Raw genomic sequence first — 17,629 nt, forward strand, 5'->3', positions numbered from 1 at the left:
AGATCCCCGGGTTACCAAACCCGGGGATTTTTCTTGAGGAGGTGTTGCCGCCGTTGTGGCTGTGGTTGTGGGCTTTCATGGTTTTCGCGCACATTTTTTTCTTATTCTGCTTGGGCATTTGTTTCCACCGCGCCGGGCCGGAGTTCCCGTACGGAATTGACCAAAGCGAGTACATCATCAGGTGTCAGAGAAAAAGCATAATACTTCGCAAACAAAACCCTGAAATCGGGAGGTTTTCTTTCAAGAAGGTTTTTGCCCGTTTTCGTGGAGAGAAGAAGCGTGGTAACGGCGAGGACCGTACGCCGGATCGTGCGGACGGGAACCCCGGAAATGCCGGTGCCCGGTATCTGCCCATCCCGGAAGAGCCAGGTTTGAAATTTGACTTTGACCCCCGCTTCATCCGAGTTCTTCGAAACGAGGAAGGCGGCGGTTGCAAGTTCGTATTTAATGCTTACGCTGGGATCTTTCGTACTTTCGTAGACGCGGTACGCGAGAGGCGACATGTGAAGTTCCCATGCATCCTTCTTCCGGAGAGCATATATCATGGGGGTGACCTGAACGCTTCGGGCAAGGAAATAGCAATTCACAAGTTTCCAGATCAGGAGGAAGATCGCGAAAAAGGAGAAGAAAAGGCCAACCCACATTGCTATAGAAGTGATTCCCTGCAGCAGGAAGGCGGTGAAAAAGCCGGAGCAAGCAGTGACGGCCACAATGCTTACGCAGGAAAAGCCGACCACAAGTACGTGCCGGCATGTTACCGCGGGAGCGCAGCGGAGCCCGGCACGCAGGAGCTCCCTCTCAGGGAAGCAGCTGTACAGTTTTTTCTCATTCCGAAGAGGCTTATAGTCGTGCTTTTCTGGATTTTTCGTTCCTTGTGGTACGTGATGCTCCTTCATGACCTGGTGTTCCTGCCCCTGTTTATATTTCTTTTTCTGCGATTTGTAGGCATCGAATGGAAAAGTTGCCCCGCCGGGCCGGTACCTCACGGCTACGTGGAACCGGTTTTGTGGCTTCAATTTCTGAGTGACTGGAACCGTTTTGGGGAAACCGGTCAGGTGGCCGGTGTTTTCCGCGTCTGCCTGACTTTTTATCTTCTTCTCCTTGGCGCGGACTTTATCCTCCCGGCAGTACTGGTTCCTTTTGCGCGGGCGCTCGGCAGGTGGGTCAAATCCATGCCTGCTTCCGTGTACCTCGACTGTCTTACGGGGTGCAGTTTCATCCTGGTGCCCCTGCTGGGAGGTTACGCAGCGGCGGCGTGGTTTGCAACGACATCTCTTACCGGCCTGGTGGTGACGGAGGGCAACCGGGCATTACTGCTGCTCTGGGCGTGCTTTTTTGCGTTCTACACCCTGCTGGTGCCTTACAACCGCAAGGTTTACCACTGGCACGCCGGCCTCTGGTGGCGTTTCATCACAGTTTGAACCGCTATCCCTTAAAGGGGGTCATACTACGGAACGATTTGCCGCGGAACTCGCCGACCGGGCCTTCTACTTCGGGCTGGGCCTGCTCGCTTATGCCGTTTTTCGCTCGGTCATCACTTTAACCATTGCGACCGCATACAGCTTTTGGGAACTATTCAGAAGCAGGGGGTGTTAGTGAATGTCGATTGAATTTCCTGTCATCATCGCTGCCATCGTAGCTCTTGCGGCGGCTTATACGGACGCCAGGTGGGAAATGACCATCCCCAACTGGTTGACGTACCCGACCGCTCTCGGCGGGGTGCTCCTGGATTTATGGCTGGGGAGGTATGATTACCTTATCGGTGCACTGGTAGTGTTCGTGGCCATGTTTTTATGCTGGATATTCGGCTGGATAGGGGGCGGGGATATGAAGCTCGCCCCGGGGCTGGCGCTCTTCCTGGGACCCCTGCCGGTACTGTACGGGGTGGCCCTGGCGTCCGCCATCTTCGCCATATGGGGCGGCTTTAAAGCCTGGCGCGGTACGGGCCGGCCGGCGGCCTTCCTGATGGTCCTGGTGGGGAGAATGCCCGGCGGGGCTGTGCCCCTGGCGGTGTTGATGGGTCCGCTGGCGGTGGGGTTGAAAGTGCTGGGGGTATGAGAAATAGCTGTCAAAATTGCGGAAAACAACAGCATTTGCTAAAATAAGACAAGGAATACCATAACTGCGGGCCTCACCTGCCGGGGGAGATTCTTCTCCGAAAGGGGGTGGGGCAGGGATGATTACCGCACAAGACGTAATACAGATCGTGCAGGCAACCATCCAATTGCTCACCCTCGTGGTGCTCATCACCTACCGCAGGGAATAAGGTAAAAACCCTCTAAACTGTGCCAGCAGTTTAGAGGGCAACCGAAAAACCTCGGCAGGTCGAGGCACCAACGCCGTTTGTTATGGTATTCCTGCTTTTAATCTAACATATAGCCCCCATAATGTCAAGGGAAGTTGACTGCCCGGCTTTGCCGGGCTTTTTGTTTGTAGGAACGGTTGTAATTTCTGCCTTATAGAGTATATAATAAGAGAAACTCTGAAAGGTGGAATTCCGTATGTCTGAAAGGATAGCAACAAAGCGAAGCTACCCCGTTGTTAAAAAGGTGCGTGTTTGGGGAAAGGGTCAATTTACCATCCCGTCCGAGATGAGAGAACGCCTGGGAATCAATGAAAACACAATCCTGGAAGTTTTTCAGGCCGGTAAGGCTATTGTGGCTACCCCGGAAAAGATAACGGTCAAGGAACTGGCTGCTTCCGTCCGTAAGGAAATGGCCAGAAACGGTATCGACCTGGAAAAACTTTTAGCTGAGTTGAGAGAGGGTAGCCATGAGTATAAGACAGATTAAAGTGTTTCTGGATAGCAGCGTTATTATAGCTGCCCTTGCCTCAAGTACGGGCGGTTCACATGAAGTGCTGGCCCTGGCCGAGTTAGGGATAATTGTTCCCTGTATATCCGAAGACGTAGTGGGCGAGGTCCTGAGGAACATTCAAAAGAAGCTGCCAGGTTGCATGGACAGCTACTACGTCCTGTTTAAGACACTGCCGTTCGAGATAGTGGACGCAACCAGTGAGGATCTGGAATACGCCAGTTCATTGATCAACGAAAAGGATGCTCCAATACTGGCGGCGGCCATATCCGGTAAGGTAGATTGGCTGTTAAGCCTGGACAAGCATTTCCTGAACAGCGATTTGAAAGGGAAGGTAAACTTTGCTATCGGTACACCCGGGGATTTTCTACAAGAGCTGGTGTCCTTTCTGAAAGGAGATGGTTAACCAGGAACCTGCCCGGCCCTGCCGGGCTTTTTTTATTTTTAGGGCTGTTTTTGCCCTGCCCGTGCTATAATATTCCAGAAGGTGGTGGTTCCTGGAACAAAAGTTTTCGTTCATGCGTCGAATATATATAAAAGGAGTGGTATCATCTGCTGAGATTTTTCTGGTTCATCATCATATTGGCGCTTTTCGTGATCTTCGTGCCGGGAATGCGCCCGGTGTAGGTATGGACAAACTTTCCAAAAGGAGAGATGTTTATGCGTAAAGCGGCTGTGCTGTTTATTGCAGCTCTGATGCTCCTGAGCTTTGCTACCTTCGCGTGGGCGGAAGCGCAGGATGGCGGTGGCGGACCATCTAACTTAGACGCTGCGACGCACGGGGTAGATAACGGTTTCATCGACGGTTCAGTGCCCGTATATGGAGGAGGCGGGGGTTCGGGTAACGTTGCCAAACCTATCACCATTGTTGTCAACGGCAATGAGATCCGTCCCGACGTGGCCCCGATGGTGAAGTCCGGGCGCACCTTCGTACCCTACCGGTTCATAGCGGAAGCCCTGGGCTGCAGGGTGGACTGGGACGGTAAAGACCAGAAAGTGACCGCCGAGAAGGACGGCCTGAAGGTAGTCATGTACGTCGGCAGGAAGGCCGCCTACGTCAACGGTATGGAGAAGCAGATGGACGTGGCCCCGATGGTGAAGTCCGGGCGCACCTTCGTCCCGGTGAGGTTCATCAGCGAGGGATTGGGGTACAACGTCAGGTGGGAGAGCGACACCTGGACGGTGATCATAAATTCTCAGGATTACGACCCCGGCCAGGGCTTCCAGAAGGTCAGCTATAACCACAATGAGCCCAGGCTGGGCATAGTCACCGACGGCGTGTTCTGGAAGGGAGGTTATGACCCTATCAAAAGGTCGTGGATCAATTAGAGAATTAAGTAAAAAGGGCTCAGGAATATTCGGTCCAGACAAACGTTCAGGCTCACTCGCCTGACGTTTTTATTTTTTTGAGAAAAACTTGGGAGAGCAAAGGGGGAATGCACGTGCGCAGGGTTATCGTCGCGTTTCTGGTTCTGGTGTTCCTGTTTACTTCGGCGTTTCCGGCGCTCGCGGCAACGACGTCCGGGTGGGGTTTGTGGAAGGACGTGACCACCTTCGGATTCGACGATTATCACACCAGGGTGGGGGACAATACGAACTTCCCGGTGATGTGGCCCGCCTGGTACGCCTTCCAGAACCCGCCCGAAACTTCCTACTCCCAGCCGCTGATCCTGGACGGGGACTACTTCGGCAAAGACCGCCCGGTGATCATCGCGGCCATAGGAAAAGCACTATGCGGGTTTGTTTCCAAACAGGCCAAACCCGACGGGAAATTTCAGCCCAACCCGCCGGTCTGGTCCCTGCCCCTGAAGGGCGACGGCCCGACCAAGAGCCACCCGACGCTGGTGGACCTCAACGGCAGGAAGCTGGTATTCGTAGGCACCGAGCACGACAGCACAGTGGGCGGGGCATGGCTCCAGGTGTTCGACGTGACGGACTTCGACCACCCGAAGGAAGTGTTCCGCGACTGGTCGAAACAAGTTCATGACATTGTCTCTGCTCCGGTTGTTTACGATTGGAACGGTCGCCTGATAGTAATAACTACAACCGGTGATACACAACGGATAGCTCTCTGGGTTAACATGGACAAGCTAAAGGAAACTGGAAAGCTAAATCCGGGAGAGGAAACGGTTTACTACCTCGATCTCCCCGGCCGCACATCGTCCACGCCGAGCATCGTGAAGCTCGCCGACGGGTCCGACGGCTTCGCCGTGGGCGTGGACCAGGGGCTGTACAGCGGCAAGCTTGCAATCTATAAATTCAACGATATCCTGGGAGAGAACAATGGAAAACCGTATTTAAAGAGCAAAGAGCTATACAGGACAGCAAACCTCCCCTCCGGCCTGGTGGCCAGCTTCTCGGTCAGCGGGGACCGTACGAAGCTGTACTTCGGAGACTGCCGGAGCCGGGTGTACTGCTACGACACGCGGGCACTGAAAGGCGCGTGGGTGAACACCGCTGTCGCCGGCACCTTCTCCAACCGTTCCCCGGCCCTGCTCCCGGGTACGGTCTTCTTCCCGGCAGTGGGCGGTACCAGCTCGGGTGACGTGAACTCCCCGGGCAAAGTGATCGCCGTGGACCGCAACACCGGGAAGACGATGTGGGTGGCGAATTTCGACTCCCGGGCTCAAACAGCCCCGGCGGTCTGGGCGGTCAACGGGCACGGCAGCATTGTCCTCGAAGGTACGCGCGGCATTTCCGGCAAATCCTCCCCGGCACTGGCCATGCTGGGCGCGGGCACCGGTGAGAAATACGGGTACGTCAACCTGCCCGTGTCCAGCGGCGGCGGGTCTTACGCCGCCGGTGTTTCGGGTGAAATCTCCGTAGCCCACGACCACCTGGTGGTCACCACGAACGAGGGCATATTCGCCTGGAACGCCATCCCCATCGACCTGGAGGCTGTCTCCATCGACTCCGGCGTGCCCAGGGGTCAGAAGGCGAAAGTGGGGCAGAAATACACCGCCACCGTGGTCTTCAAGTACAGGCAGGATCCCGGTGTCGAGTGGCCGCTTGACCTGATACCCGTGGCGGCGTTCCACGTAATCGGCGACACAATCAATAAAGCGAGTTTAAAGGACGAAGCGGGCGCACCGCTGCCGGTTTACGAGGGCAACAAGCAGCAGGTCATCTCCCTCAACAAGCAGGGTGACACGGTGACGGTCACGTTCGACTGGACAGCCCAGCCGGGCTCGAAGAAGCTGGTCGCCGCCCTGAACACGTTCTACCCGGACATCATGAACCCGAAGCTGGTGCGGTACTACCCCGAACTGACCGAAAAGAACAACGTGGTGTCCGTCAATATCGAGGTTGAGGGCCTGCACGACGTCAAGGCCACCCTCCTGCCCGCCAAGACTGTCTGGAAGACGCTCCCCGGGCGGGACGTGAAGATAATCGTAACCGGCAGGGCGACCAGGAAGGACGACAGCAGCGGTGAGATCCCGGTGAGGTTCACGGTGAGCGGCCCGGGCGGGCCCGTAACGAAGACGGTGCGGCTCGGACCGAAGGACAGCGAGAGGACGATTTACACCTTCACCACGTCCACCCCGGGGACGTACAGGTTCCGTGCGGAAGCGTGGCCGGCGGACGGCTCCTGGGAGGACGCCTACCCGCCGGACAACGTGGCCGAGACCACGGTGAGGGTGGAGGTCGTGCAACTGCCGCCGAAGGACAGCAAGATCCATGCGGAGTTGATTGGGGATTAGATTGTAGATCTGGTTCAGGGGCCGGGGTTGACCCGGCCCTGTCGTTTTTCAGAAGAGTTTTCGTGTGCTGCTAAATTCCCACCTGTATTTTGTACCGGTTTGCGAAAAGAAGGAGGTGGCAACAAAGGAGTTGATTATTTTCCGACCCATATACAACCTCTGGTTCAGGTTTGCCAAAAAAAGAATTCTGGAAACCCAAAGCGTTTACGAATACGGCTATGCGGATTTTAGAGTATCGTCGCTTTTCACCTCCATAACCGCCGTAATAGGCGGTCTAATGTTTTACCCATATTATCTGAGAGGGGATATTGGGAATTATGAAGCTTTTTTGCTCATGCTGGTATTTGTTGTAATCAAGTTTGGCTTAACGCATATTGTGGGCATATCACTTCAAGAAACTGTGTTTATTTTGGACTTGCCCAGTCATTTAAAAGGGAGGGTTGTTTATGGTTGTTATAATTTCGCCAAGAAAGAAGCGGTAGAAAAGAAAGACAATCAAAATAGCGCGGACAATATTGGCAAACAAAAACGAAACGTTTTTCTTTCTGTATGTAGGTTTGTAAACCATGCGTTCAAACTCACAATAGCCCAATTTTTTAGCAAAACAATAAAGACCGATGGCAGCTTGTCTCATATCTGTAAAAGCGGAAATCGGGATCATATTAGTCACGAACGAATTGAGGTTGGCGAAAGAAAAACCCAACAGAACTATTTTGCAAACACCGGCAGCGTGGCCAGCAAAAAAATAGAATATCCCGAAAAAGACAGCATTTGCCACTGGTCCTCCAATAAAGGGAAGGAACAGCCGTGGACCGAATGGAGAAGGCATTTCTGGCTTTGTGAATCTTGTACAGTTTCCACCATCGGGGAACAAGCGAAACCTGAATATGGCATTTCTTACTTTGATGGAAAAAAGAACCCGGCTACTTCCCACATTAACCCCAGTGACAGGAATTCCCAGGGAGAAGTACACACAAGCATGGCCAATTTCGTGCAAAAAGATCGCAAGGTAATGGCCCATCAACATGGAAACGATAAATGCCAGTATTTCCACCACTTAATTAATCAACTCCCTGTGGAAAAACTGCGCTTCGGAACAAAGCTGTTAATTATTATCAGTTCTCCCGTTTGGCTCATCCACCTGCTCTTTGACAAAAGGGACTTAAGGATAATCGACACTGTGAAATACAGAGACTGGGAAGCTGACCATTTCGGGAAAATATGTTTTGACCCCCGCATGCCGAGGGAGATGGAAAAAGATATTGCAATTAACGAAACAGTTACCAGCGCCATCGGGTTTTGCTCAGCGTTTTTGGTATTGATGGCGTTAAAGTAAAATACCGCGGCTGGGTCTGCGGCCTGCCGACGGAAACCACGAAACTGGTGGGTGTTGCAGACGCAGACGGCAAGCGGGTCGGCCGGTTCAGCCCAAGGAAAGTCAGGTTGCTGGTGCGGTCTACAGGGTTTTCCTGGAAGGAGATGAATGGCCGCATTACTCCCCCGGTTGAAACCGGGGGAATCCTGCGGCTGAGATCTTTAACATCGGGAAGTTTTTTCTCCGGACACGAGATTTTCTGTTTACTGCCGAATCCCACCTGTATTGGTACCATTTTGCGAAAAGGAGGTGACGAGAGCAAAGGTGTTCCCGGTAAACAAGATGACGTTTAAAGTTCTCGCTATTTACTTTAAAAAGAAAATCGCCAAGCTGAAAAAAGGCCGTCCGCGTCTCTATTTTGATATCTTGCATGGAGAATGCATAATCCTGCCTGACGTTGTGATCTGGACCGGCTACGGTTTGTACCTGGCGGCCATGCTTTTTGCGGCATGGCAGGACGGGTGGGAGCCGGCTCCGGTTGTCAGGGCGCTAACGGTAGGCGGGTGGTTGCTGTTTTTCCATCTTGCCGTTGTTGCCTTTTACCTTGCTTACCTGGTATGGAAGGATTTAGTACGAGAGCGTCGAAATGAGTGGGTAGACCTGTCGTGGGGCGAGATCCGGCGAGGTGAGTTTGATTTTGAGAGGTGGTGCCGTTAGTGGCCGGGCTGACTCTCGCGGCGCTTTTGTTTTTATTGATGATATATGTTCCGGGCAGTGTAGCACTGGGTGTAGCCGGAAGACGGCGGACGGAACGATCATTGTCAGATGTTTTAACCACCGGCTCCGGTGTATTTGTAATAGCTCTCGGGATTATGGGAGCCCTACAACTCGCCGGTCGTTCCGGCATTTTCGAGCGTTTTATGAATACAATCATGGCCGCCAGCGGGGTTGTGCAGGTGAAGCCGAGCCCCGAGGCCATGTTAATAATGTTTTCGGTCGAATACACGGTGGCATTTATTTTGGGGTGGGTAGAACTGCTCATGGTAACCGGCAGGCCATGGGACCAGCGCGGGTCGGTGGTAAAAGTAAAACCGGGTGATTCGCTGTTGGAAACGCTGATTGCGTACCGTAAAGCCGGATTGCGGCCGGACGTGGTTATTCATCTGAAAGATGGCCACAAGGTGGAAGGTGAATGCCTCCGTTACAACTGGAATGGGAAAACGGCATTTCTGGTCAGGGACGCGGATAACCCGGAAAAACAGATATGGGTCGGTCTGGACGAGGTTGTTAGGATTGAATTTGTCAATCTTAACATTGTGGAGATTGCGGAAAGAGATAAAGAAAAGTCCCTGGAGTTATTGCGAAAAATAGCAGCTCATAAAAAGGTGTTGAACTGGATGTCCCCTGGTTACGGGGACGAAGTGTATGAAGGGAAAATCCGGGCAATTAAGAACAACCCGGGTAAGTTAGAGCGGGAAGGTTTGTAGTCCTCCCGCTCTAACTTTTTTCTGGACGAAAATCTCGGGGGGTGGGTGTATGACAGTCGTTATGATCTTCCTAACCGCTCTGTGTGGGGTGTATTTAAGCTGGGTAGCTGTACTGTGGTTAAAAGGGTTTCTTATGCCAGGCGCACATCCGGGAATCATAGTCCTGATACTGGTTTACGGCTATGTTTTGTGGAACGCCAAAGAAGAATTGTGGGAAGGGAAGGAACCCTTCTGGTTCAACCTGCTCGTTCCCCGGAACAGCATTTTGCTGCTTTGAATATCGGGAAGTTTTTCATGCGGGCACCCGGAAATGGAAAGAAATTCTTGCGGGCAGGTGATGTTGCATGGTATAATATTAACAGCAATGCAGTTGAAGGGAATGATAGCAATGCATATAGTCAATGTAACAGATATCCGGCAAAACGCCAGCAAAATAATTACCCGGGTGGTTGAATCCGGTGAACCAGCAGTGGTTCTGCAAAGGTCAAAGCCAGTCGTTTATATTGTTGGGGCTTCCGCTTATGAAGAAATGCTGAGAAAACTTGAGGCGGCAGAAAATTTGTTCCGGGTGGCCGAAACGAAAAACACCCTGCAGGAAATCACCAGGCTGAGGGAAAAAATGGCCCGGAGGGGCAAGCAGCAGGACTCTGTACCCCTTATCCGGGAGTTGCGGGAGGGCAGGGTACGTTGAGCCGCTACGTATGCCTGGACAGCAGCGTACTGATCAAGCTCCTCACCTGGGAAGAAGGGAGTGATGCCGCAGCGTTCCTGATGGAACGCATTATTGAATCCGGACGGACAATAGTATTGCCCGCTTTTGCCTGGGCCGAGGTGGGCAGTGTATTGCGCCAGAAAGCCAGGAGAAAAGAAATAACCCCGGAGGAAGCGGAAGAAGCCTGGCGCATGTTCGGCCGGTTGAAGATAATAACCTACCTGGAAAATGAGAGGGTGTCGGCTGCGGCCTGGGACATCGCCGTAAAAGAAAACCTCCCCACGCTTTACGACGCCGCATACCTGGCGGTGGCAGAGATAGCCGCACAACAATCCGAGGGGGGTGTTTGTGAGTTCTGGACCGCCGATGAAAGGCTGGTGAACACGCTGGGCGGAAGGAAGAAATATGTGAGGTTGCTCCGGGGCGTCCAGCCGTAATGGGAAGGAAAGAGAGGAGCATGATTACCGGCTTCAGTTGACCAGTTAGTCGATCATCGTTAACCTGTAAATACATAAAGGAGGTTACCTATGAAAATCAAGCGGATGTGGAGAAAGGGCCTTTTAATACTCACCGTAACCGTACTGGCGCTCACGCTGTTTGCCACCGTGGGGTGGACGGGGGATGAAGACGTGGAGTATATGCGGTGGAACGGCCCGCCCGTTGATAGTCTCACCCCCATCAAGTACCGTATGGGCAGCAAGATAGTCATAATGGAATTTCCCGACATTGAAAAATATGCATGGAGACTTGGGGCAGGAATGGGCGAGAGATACCCGGCAGAGGAGGTTCTTGAAGTTAACGGGGTGCCCTGGCAGGACTCACCCTATGCGGAAGTAATCAAGGAAAACCTGACCTTTTACGGTGAAAGCGGCAGTTATTTCGCCCGCCACCCCGAGTTGATGGAGATTGTCCTTGACAAGCGGTTCAACGGTAAGGGAGCGGAGGTCTGGAAGCTTTTCAGCCAGGGCAAGTCCGTAGCCGAGATCAAGCAGATACTGCTGGGCGGCAGTGAAAAGAAGCAGCCCGGAACCGGGTCTTCGAATGAGAAGCCTTCCCCGGAAGAACTGCCCCCGCCGGAACCCGGGGAAGTCTCCGTGGTGCTTTATTTGAACCAGAAGGACTATTCCGTTGCCCGCGAAGGTACCTGGCACAGGGCCAGCCTGGACGCGGCACCGGTTTACCAAAACGGGAGGACCCTGGTGCCTCTGCGCGGGGTGATGGAGCAGTTCGGTGCGGATGTGAAATGGCTGCCCGAAAGCAAGCAAATCAAGGTGCAGCTCGGGGACAGGGAAGTGGTGCTGACCCTCGGCTCCACCGAAGCCCAGGTCAACGGGCGGGCGGCAAAACTTGACGTACCGGCAAAGGTGGTTAACGGCAGGACCCTCATCCCCCTGCGCTTCGTCTCGGAACAGATCGGCATGGATGTGGTCTGGGAAGCAAAAACGCAGAGCATCACCATAAAGCAAAAACAAAAGTAAAAGAGCAGCTACAACCGGCAACCCTGCCCGGATCGGGCAGGGTTCATATATTTTTTGGAGGCGGCTGCCGGTAAAGAGAAGGGAGGGATGGATAAAAAATAGCGGCTGAATTTATCTGGAGTCTGCAGCGAAAAAATCGAGCAAGAAAAGAGGTGATCTTTTACGTATGAGGAAAGGGAGGCAGCGCGTAACGGCGCTGGTAATCCTGGTGGCGTTCCTGTTAACCCTGTACCCGGCGGGGCCGCCCGCCTACGGCTGGTCCGACTCCGGCCTGCCGTGTAAGAAGGGAACAGTAGTAAACATTTCTAATTTTGTTCCGGTCATGGCCAACTACATCGGTGTCTGGGACGTCCAGATCAGCGGGGCCGTGAGCGGGTCCGGTAAAACAGCATACTTCAACACTTTTGACAACGGGGGCGGTTTGGGCTACAACTTCGTATCCAGCAGCAGCTACACCACCGCCGCGAGGGAGCTGAACGGCAACCCGTCGTTCGTCACCAGCAGGATCGGCTCCTACGAGTCGACGATCAGCTGGGGTTCCGGCTCCCAAAAGCGGACCTACATCCGAGATTTTGCCGAGTTGTGCGGTGCTGTGGTTACGGGCTTCAGCCAGGGCGTCGTGTACGTAATGACCACCCCGTACCCCAGCGCCCGGATCAGTCCCCCCTCCACCGCCAAAGCCGGGGAGCAGGTGAAAATCGCCATCAGCGGCACGTCATTCGTCCACTCCAGCAACCAGTACCAGTCAATCACCTACAAATTCTACGTTGACTCCGGCCTGGTGGACAGCGGTTCGGGAACCAAGAGCTTTTCCAAGCAGGTATCGCACACCTTCCCGACCGCCAAAACCTACACGCTGAAGCTTGAAGTGACGGACGGGGTTGGGCGCACCACCACGACAACCGAAACAATCAGCGTCCAGGCCGGGGCAAAGCCGCCTGCGCCTCCGCCGGGGGGGAACATGCCGCCGGTGGCCGATTTCGAGCTGCCACCCAGCGCGGAAGTCAATGAGCCGGTAAACGTGCGGGACCGTTCGGTGGACTACGACGGTACCATCACCAAATGGGAATGGAGCGTCAGCCCCTCCTCTTATACCGGCACGCTCGGCAACACGGGCGGCACACTGAAGTTTACCCAGAAGGGCACGTACACCGTGAAGCTGACCGTAACGGACAACAAAGGGGCGAAGGGCGAGTGCACCAAATATATCGCCATCGGTGAATCCCTGCCGCCTCCACCTCCGCCGGAACCGCCGGAACCGGAGAACAAACCCCCGGTAGCGCGCTTCTCCATGCCGTCCGAGTGCGGCCCGGGACAGACCGTTAACGTCACCAACCGGTCCTACGACCCCGACGGGTACATTGTGGAAGTGAAATGGCGTATAAGTCCCTCCACGGACGTGGAAGAAAACCTGGGCGATGACGGTGGGACCCTGGTGTTCCACAAACTCGGGACGTACACGGTCAAACTGACCGTTACCGATGACAGGGGCGACAGTGACTCCACGGAGGAAGAAATAGAAGTCGTCAACCAGCCGCCTAGGGCCAGGATCGTCGTCCCGGATAAAATCGTTCAGGGCGATGACGTAACCATCCGCAGCGCCTCCCGCGACCCGGACGGGGAGATCGTCAAGCTCACCTGGTCCGTGACCCCGGCTGAAAACGTGGTCGGGGAACTGGAAGGGGAGGAAAGCACGGTATACTTCGATAAGGAAGGGCAGTACAAAATTGCCCTGACCGTCGAGGACAACTGGGGGGCCACGGACACCGATGAAGTTACGGTGACCGTGGAACCGGCGATACCGCAGGCTTTCTTTACGGATGAAGGAGCCTACAAACAGAACCGCAGGATTGTCCTCACCGAAGCGGGGCAGTCTTCGGCCAGGTACCCCATCATCAAAGAACAGGACGAGTGGGAGATCCTCCCGGCGGGCAACGGCGCGACGTCCGAGGCCATCAAGGTCAAGGACGTGTCGCCGGACAAAAAAGAGGTGCTGTTCAAGACACCCGGTACCTACAAGGTCAGGCTCCGGGTAACCAACACCGCCGGTCACACTTCGGAATGGTACGAGCGGACGCTGGACATCCGGCCGGATGAGCCGCCCGTGGCGGACTTCGTGGTACAGCAGGCTTACCTGCGCGACCCCGCCATCGGGAAGAAGGCCACCGTCGAGGTCAGGGACACGTCCTACTCCCCGGACGGAGATATAATTGCCCACCGGACCTGGAAGTACCGTTACGACAGCAACAACGACGGGAACTTCGAGGACGAGCAGTGGGTGGTGTTCAGCGACGGCAACGAGATGTCCCCCAGCTTCCAAACCGACCAGGTCGGCAAGTACCAGATCGAGTTGGAAGTGACGGAGGGATTTGGTGAGGACACCCTTACGGAGTTTGTATCGGCGGAAGACTATCTAAAGGCCGATACGTCCTCCAAACCCCTGGATGAGAAAAAGACCGAAGTCATCAATATCCGCCCGTCCGTAGGGTTTGACGTGCTGCGGAAGAAGAAGGCGGATATCATTTTTACGGTAGGCAACACCCAGGGGACCGGGTTTGATGCGGCCATCGTACAGAACCTTGATGGGCTTATCAACCAGTACTTGAAACCGGAGCTTGAGGCAAACAACGTCGATTACCAGATAAGCTCGGTTCAGGCGCAAAGCATGACAATGCAGGATACATTCAATTGGCAGGCCTACGATCATGTAGGTCGTTGGGGGGAAGACACCGGTGGCTACTATACAGGGCAGAACCACATAATCATAGTAGGCAAGGATGTATATTTCTACGGTTACGGTAGGCCGGCTTTCAAGGATTTCCTGTTCATGCCGGACAACACTTCGGGTAAGAAGACGTTTACTTTCGATCTCTCGGAGAGCGGCATTAACTACCACAGCATGGAGGGCGGCGGCTTCCTCTTCAACAGCAAGATCCAGAACGACATTCTGAGCGGTTATGTCATCCTGTTCGCGCAGGCGGGCATAGAGCTGTACGAAATCCCCGGGGTTAACGTAAACTCCTTCCACAACGAGCAGTATTACCTATTGGCCAATGCCCCCTATGCGAACAAGATAGGGACGTTCCCAAAGGCGCTTAAGGGCGACCATAGCATCAAGATCGAGGCAACGCCGGACAGACTGGATCTCTGGGATAACGGGAGTAAGGTTATTGACGGGTTTGCTTTGCCGCATCAGTACGGCAATGGTTTCGGTCCGATTGCCAGCTATGCTCCGCACGATTGCGACATGCTGTCCTGGTTCACCTTCAAGAACCTCGTTATGACGGTTACGAGCGGCAAAACCCTCGATGAGGTTCTCCAGGGCCAGGTCATATGGCGGGACGATGCTGCACACTTTCTGGTCAACATTAGCGCTGTTCCCTATCCGGAATTCAACGATCCGGTTAAGGCTGCATACATTTACTCGCAGCTTTTGAACGACCGGGTTGACTTTTCCGTGCTGGGCAGTACCGCCAACCAGGCGCAGGCCATGAACATAATCGCCCGTAACGACGGACAGGGGACGTTCATCCTGAACAGCAACCGGAATACGGCCATGCAGCAGTTGACGAGCTATATCATCAACAAACTGAACAGCCTTTACCCGCCGGTGGAAAACTACGTCCTGCTGAACGAAGAAGTTTACTACAAAACCTACTACAACGACCCCGAAGAAGACCCCAAAATGGCCGAGCGATGGAAGTACAGCCACGACCCGACCTATTTCGAGAACAGCCTTGGCCTGGCCCCGTTCCACGAGCAGTGGCTGCCCGCTCCGGTATACCGGTTTGATAAGGTAGGCGAGTTCGTCACGACGTTCCAGGCGCGGGACAACCCCAAGGATGACGACCGCTTCGACGAATACCGCCTGTGGTCGTACATGCCGGCGGAAAGCCTGCACCTGTACGTGCACAGGAGACCGGTGGCCATGTTCGGGGTCAGTTTGACGCCCGTAGGGAGTGGAACGCAGCAGTATACCATAACGGAGGATTTTGAGGATACCGGTTACAACTTCAGCTTCAGCGGCGACTGGGTAAGAAGCACAAATCAGCGTCACGGCGGTTCCTACTCGTTTAAAAGCAATAGCATAGGCCACAGTCAAACGACAAGCACCCAGTTCAATGTCACAATACCATCCGGCGCAACGGACGGGCGCATATCGTTCTGGCACCTGGTGAAGTCGGAGGCCAATTATGATTTCCTCAGAATTTACATTGACGGTAACAGAGTCGTCAACCGCTCAGGGGATGGTAGCTGGCTATACTATGAACAGGCTTTACCCACGGGTGAGCATACAGTAAAATTCGAGTACACCAAGGACGGCAGTGTAAGCAGCTACGATGACAGCGCCTATGTCGATGATATAGTGGTTTCGTACAAGCAGAACACCGTATCCTACTACACAACCAGCTTTACCAGCGACGCCTACGACCTGGACCACATATCACTGCCCAACAAGGGGATTGTCGAGCACAGGTGGTCCTGGCGGCCTGCCACCAGCCCGACCTGGAACAGCGGCAGGCCCACAACGCTGGCTAAAGACAACGATTACCTGATCAAGTACGAGGTCAAGGACATGGAGGGCGTGTGGTCGTTCCCCGTGATCAAGCTCGTCAGCACGCGGAACGTGAACATGGCCCCGGTGGCCCAGTTCACGGTCAAGCCGAACCCGGCAGTGGTCAACAAAACGGTGACCATCACCGATATGTCCTACGACCCCAATGGTGATCCAATCACCCAGCGGCAGTGGCGCGTCAGGCCGCCGGGAGGTGCCTGGAGCAGCCCAACGAGCACGCCGCCGACGAGGTTCGGTACCGTGGGCGAGTGGACAATCGAGCTGAAAGTCAGCGACGGCTCGTTATGGTCCGAACCGTTCTACCAGACGGTGCAGGTCATCCCCGACAACACGCCGCCCGTGGCCCGGTTCACGGTGCAGCCGAACCCGGTCTATGACTGCGACCCGGTAACCTACACCGACACGTCGTACGAACCGGACGGCGACCCCATCGTAGCCCGCGAGTGGCGCATCAGGAAGGACGGCGGGGCGTGGCAATACTTCACCAACCCGCCCACCGTGTTTGAAAATGTGGGTGGGGCCGGAGTCTACGACATCGAGCTGAGGGTGCAGGACCAGCCCAGACTGCCCCAGTTGGAGCCCAAATGGTCCGATTGGTACCGGCAGACACTGACCGTGCTGGACAGCTTCAGGGTTATAGGGAGCATAGAACCCAACCCCGGGGAAAGAGGCAGAAATGTCACCATAAGGGCGTCGGCGGTAAGGATCTCGAACGGGCAGCCGGTGGAAATCGACAGGATGAAGGTAATCATTCCCCTGCCGCAGAAGCCCGACGGCAGTGCCGCCCTGCCGCCCGGTGGCTCATCCCACGAAGCCTGGATGACCTACAACCCCGCGGACAAAACCTGGTCCTACACCTACACGATACCGGAGCGCACGGTGCACGGCCGCTGGCCGGACGACGGCACCTACCTGGTCAAGGTGGTCGGGTACCGCAACGGTACGGCCAAGGAAGACGTGATGCTGCTGGAGATAAAAGGACACATCCAGAGAAGGTTGATCATCAGGACGCTGTCCTGGTAGCAGTGCCTGGTAAAACCCCCTCTCCTCCGAGAGGGGGCTCTTTTTTTCAGGGGGTGATGCTCATACGGGAAGAAAATATTCTCTCGCCTGGCCGCGACCGACGTGGCTCGGTTGTGGTTGAATTCGGGCTGGTCGCGCCGCTGTTCGTCGCCATGGTCATTTTCCTGCTGGTCCTGGGCCTCTGGCTGTACAACAGCTCGGTGGCCGCCCAGGCCGCACGCCTGGCCGCTCACCACCTGGCCGTGACCGGGGACGCCCGGGAGTCCCGCGACCAGGCCTTACGGCACCTCAGAACGGTGTCCATAGCAACGGAGGGCATGGACGTGGCCGTATGGAGGGACGGGGACACGGCCCGGGCGCAGGCGAACCTGTCCATGAAAAACTTTTACCCGGGCCTGCCCAAACTGCTCGGAGGGGGCGGGTGGAACGGCCCCATAAAAATTCAGCGGAAGGTGGGGTGTGTCATTGAGTACAGGTTCAGGAATCCCTCCGAATTCAACTGACCGTGGTCGCAAACATCTTCA

At 54.9% G+C, this 17,629-nt stretch carries 16 protein-coding genes; 14 read left to right on the forward strand and 2 right to left on the reverse strand.

The window, feature by feature from the left end:
* Positions 1 to 101 precede the first annotated feature (101 nt).
* The gene (locus G7K71_RS08145) at positions 102 to 896 is read right to left on the reverse strand and encodes a hypothetical protein (protein WP_125185621.1); all 795 of its coding nucleotides are present in this window, start codon (positions 894 to 896) and stop codon (positions 102 to 104) included.
* Here G7K71_RS08145 and G7K71_RS08150 point away from each other — a divergent pair.
* From G7K71_RS08150 to G7K71_RS08175, 6 genes are all read left to right on the forward strand, one after another.
* A complete protein-coding gene (locus tag G7K71_RS08150) occupies positions 885 to 1,421 on the forward strand; it encodes a hypothetical protein (RefSeq protein WP_125185622.1) in 537 nt (178 codons plus the stop codon). The two genes, G7K71_RS08145 and G7K71_RS08150, sit on opposite strands and share 12 nt — an antisense overlap.
* Before the next feature lie 178 nt (positions 1,422 to 1,599).
* Positions 1,600 to 2,058, forward strand: coding sequence for a prepilin peptidase (locus G7K71_RS08155; protein ID WP_121450814.1), 459 nt, complete (start codon positions 1,600 to 1,602; stop codon positions 2,056 to 2,058).
* Positions 2,059 to 2,501: 443 nt separating this feature from the next.
* Complete coding sequence (locus G7K71_RS08160; protein ID WP_121450815.1) at positions 2,502 to 2,792, forward strand: AbrB/MazE/SpoVT family DNA-binding domain-containing protein; 291 nt, start codon at positions 2,502 to 2,504, stop codon at positions 2,790 to 2,792.
* Positions 2,773 to 3,219, forward strand: a complete 447-nt coding sequence (locus tag G7K71_RS08165) for a putative toxin-antitoxin system toxin component, PIN family (RefSeq protein WP_121450816.1) — start codon at positions 2,773 to 2,775, stop codon at positions 3,217 to 3,219. Before G7K71_RS08160 ends, G7K71_RS08165 begins: the two co-directional genes overlap by 20 nt.
* Positions 3,220 to 3,473: 254 nt before the next feature.
* Positions 3,474 to 4,142, forward strand: coding sequence for a copper amine oxidase N-terminal domain-containing protein (locus G7K71_RS08170; RefSeq protein ID WP_166344816.1), 669 nt, complete (start codon positions 3,474 to 3,476; stop codon positions 4,140 to 4,142).
* Positions 4,143 to 4,255: 113 nt separating this feature from the next.
* Positions 4,256 to 6,514: a hypothetical protein gene (locus G7K71_RS08175; protein WP_166344819.1), complete on the forward strand. Its 2,259-nt coding sequence runs from the start codon at positions 4,256 to 4,258 to the stop codon at positions 6,512 to 6,514.
* Between the two features lie 427 nt (positions 6,515 to 6,941).
* Here G7K71_RS08175 and G7K71_RS20205 read toward each other — a convergent pair whose 3' ends face one another.
* Positions 6,942 to 7,541: a site-2 protease family protein gene (locus G7K71_RS20205; RefSeq protein ID WP_395858267.1), complete on the reverse strand. Its 600-nt coding sequence runs from the start codon at positions 7,539 to 7,541 to the stop codon at positions 6,942 to 6,944.
* A 612-nt stretch (positions 7,542 to 8,153) separates the two neighbouring features.
* Here G7K71_RS20205 and G7K71_RS08185 point away from each other — a divergent pair.
* The 8 genes from G7K71_RS08185 to G7K71_RS08220 all read left to right on the forward strand — a co-directional run bounded on the left by G7K71_RS08185 (position 8,154) and on the right by G7K71_RS08220 (position 17,608).
* Positions 8,154 to 8,546 carry a hypothetical protein gene (locus tag G7K71_RS08185; RefSeq protein ID WP_166344824.1) on the forward strand — a complete coding sequence of 131 codons (393 nt, stop codon included), beginning with the start codon at positions 8,154 to 8,156 and terminating at the stop codon, positions 8,544 to 8,546.
* On the forward strand, positions 8,546 to 9,316 hold the full coding sequence (locus tag G7K71_RS08190; RefSeq protein ID WP_166344829.1) for a DUF6338 family protein: 771 nt from the start codon (positions 8,546 to 8,548) through the stop codon (positions 9,314 to 9,316). The genes G7K71_RS08185 and G7K71_RS08190 overlap by 1 nt, the downstream gene beginning before the upstream one ends.
* 133 nt (positions 9,317 to 9,449) lie before the next feature.
* Positions 9,450 to 9,593: a hypothetical protein gene (locus tag G7K71_RS08195; protein ID WP_165859276.1), complete on the forward strand. Its 144-nt coding sequence runs from the start codon at positions 9,450 to 9,452 to the stop codon at positions 9,591 to 9,593.
* 33 nt (positions 9,594 to 9,626) lie between these two features.
* On the forward strand, positions 9,627 to 10,007 hold the full coding sequence (locus tag G7K71_RS08200) for a type II toxin-antitoxin system Phd/YefM family antitoxin (RefSeq protein ID WP_243174603.1): 381 nt from the start codon (positions 9,627 to 9,629) through the stop codon (positions 10,005 to 10,007).
* Positions 10,004 to 10,465 carry a type II toxin-antitoxin system VapC family toxin gene (locus G7K71_RS08205; RefSeq protein ID WP_121450823.1) on the forward strand — a complete coding sequence of 154 codons (462 nt, stop codon included), beginning with the start codon at positions 10,004 to 10,006 and terminating at the stop codon, positions 10,463 to 10,465. The genes G7K71_RS08200 and G7K71_RS08205 overlap by 4 nt, the downstream gene beginning before the upstream one ends.
* 90 nt (positions 10,466 to 10,555) lie before the next feature.
* The gene (locus G7K71_RS08210; protein WP_166344831.1) at positions 10,556 to 11,506 is read left to right on the forward strand and encodes a copper amine oxidase N-terminal domain-containing protein; all 951 of its coding nucleotides are present in this window, start codon (positions 10,556 to 10,558) and stop codon (positions 11,504 to 11,506) included.
* A gap of 166 nt (positions 11,507 to 11,672) precedes the next feature.
* Positions 11,673 to 17,105 (forward strand): PKD domain-containing protein, encoded by a 5,433-nt coding sequence (locus G7K71_RS08215; RefSeq protein ID WP_166344834.1) that lies wholly within the window; start codon positions 11,673 to 11,675, stop codon positions 17,103 to 17,105.
* A 56-nt stretch (positions 17,106 to 17,161) separates the two neighbouring features.
* The gene (locus tag G7K71_RS08220; protein ID WP_166344837.1) at positions 17,162 to 17,608 is read left to right on the forward strand and encodes a TadE/TadG family type IV pilus assembly protein; all 447 of its coding nucleotides are present in this window, start codon (positions 17,162 to 17,164) and stop codon (positions 17,606 to 17,608) included.
* The last annotated feature ends 21 nt before the right edge of the window (positions 17,609 to 17,629 follow it).

The organism is Desulfofundulus sp. TPOSR, assembly GCF_011393055.1.
GTDB lineage: Bacteria > Bacillota > Desulfotomaculia > Desulfotomaculales > Desulfovirgulaceae > Desulfofundulus > Desulfofundulus kuznetsovii.

Excerpts from the sequence above, each read along its gene's own strand:
- G7K71_RS08150 (WP_125185622.1), top strand. The coding sequence starts at position 885 with ATGCTCCTTCATGACCTGGTGTTCCTGCCCCTGTTTATATTTCTTTTT.
- G7K71_RS08145 (WP_125185621.1), bottom strand. The coding sequence starts at position 896 with ATGAAGGAGCATCACGTACCACAAGGAACGAAAAATCCAGAAAAGCAC.
- G7K71_RS08155 (WP_121450814.1), top strand. The coding sequence starts at position 1,600 with ATGTCGATTGAATTTCCTGTCATCATCGCTGCCATCGTAGCTCTTGCG.
- G7K71_RS08160 (WP_121450815.1), top strand. The coding sequence starts at position 2,502 with ATGTCTGAAAGGATAGCAACAAAGCGAAGCTACCCCGTTGTTAAAAAG.
- G7K71_RS08165 (WP_121450816.1), top strand. The coding sequence starts at position 2,773 with ATGAGTATAAGACAGATTAAAGTGTTTCTGGATAGCAGCGTTATTATA.
- G7K71_RS08170 (WP_166344816.1), top strand. The coding sequence starts at position 3,474 with ATGCGTAAAGCGGCTGTGCTGTTTATTGCAGCTCTGATGCTCCTGAGC.
- G7K71_RS20205 (WP_395858267.1), bottom strand. The coding sequence starts at position 7,541 with ATGTTGATGGGCCATTACCTTGCGATCTTTTTGCACGAAATTGGCCAT.
- G7K71_RS08195 (WP_165859276.1), top strand. The coding sequence starts at position 9,450 with ATGCCAGGCGCACATCCGGGAATCATAGTCCTGATACTGGTTTACGGC.
- G7K71_RS08200 (WP_243174603.1), top strand. The coding sequence starts at position 9,627 with ATGGAAAGAAATTCTTGCGGGCAGGTGATGTTGCATGGTATAATATTA.
- G7K71_RS08210 (WP_166344831.1), top strand. The coding sequence starts at position 10,556 with ATGAAAATCAAGCGGATGTGGAGAAAGGGCCTTTTAATACTCACCGTA.
- G7K71_RS08215 (WP_166344834.1), top strand. The coding sequence starts at position 11,673 with ATGAGGAAAGGGAGGCAGCGCGTAACGGCGCTGGTAATCCTGGTGGCG.
- G7K71_RS08220 (WP_166344837.1), top strand. The coding sequence starts at position 17,162 with ATGCTCATACGGGAAGAAAATATTCTCTCGCCTGGCCGCGACCGACGT.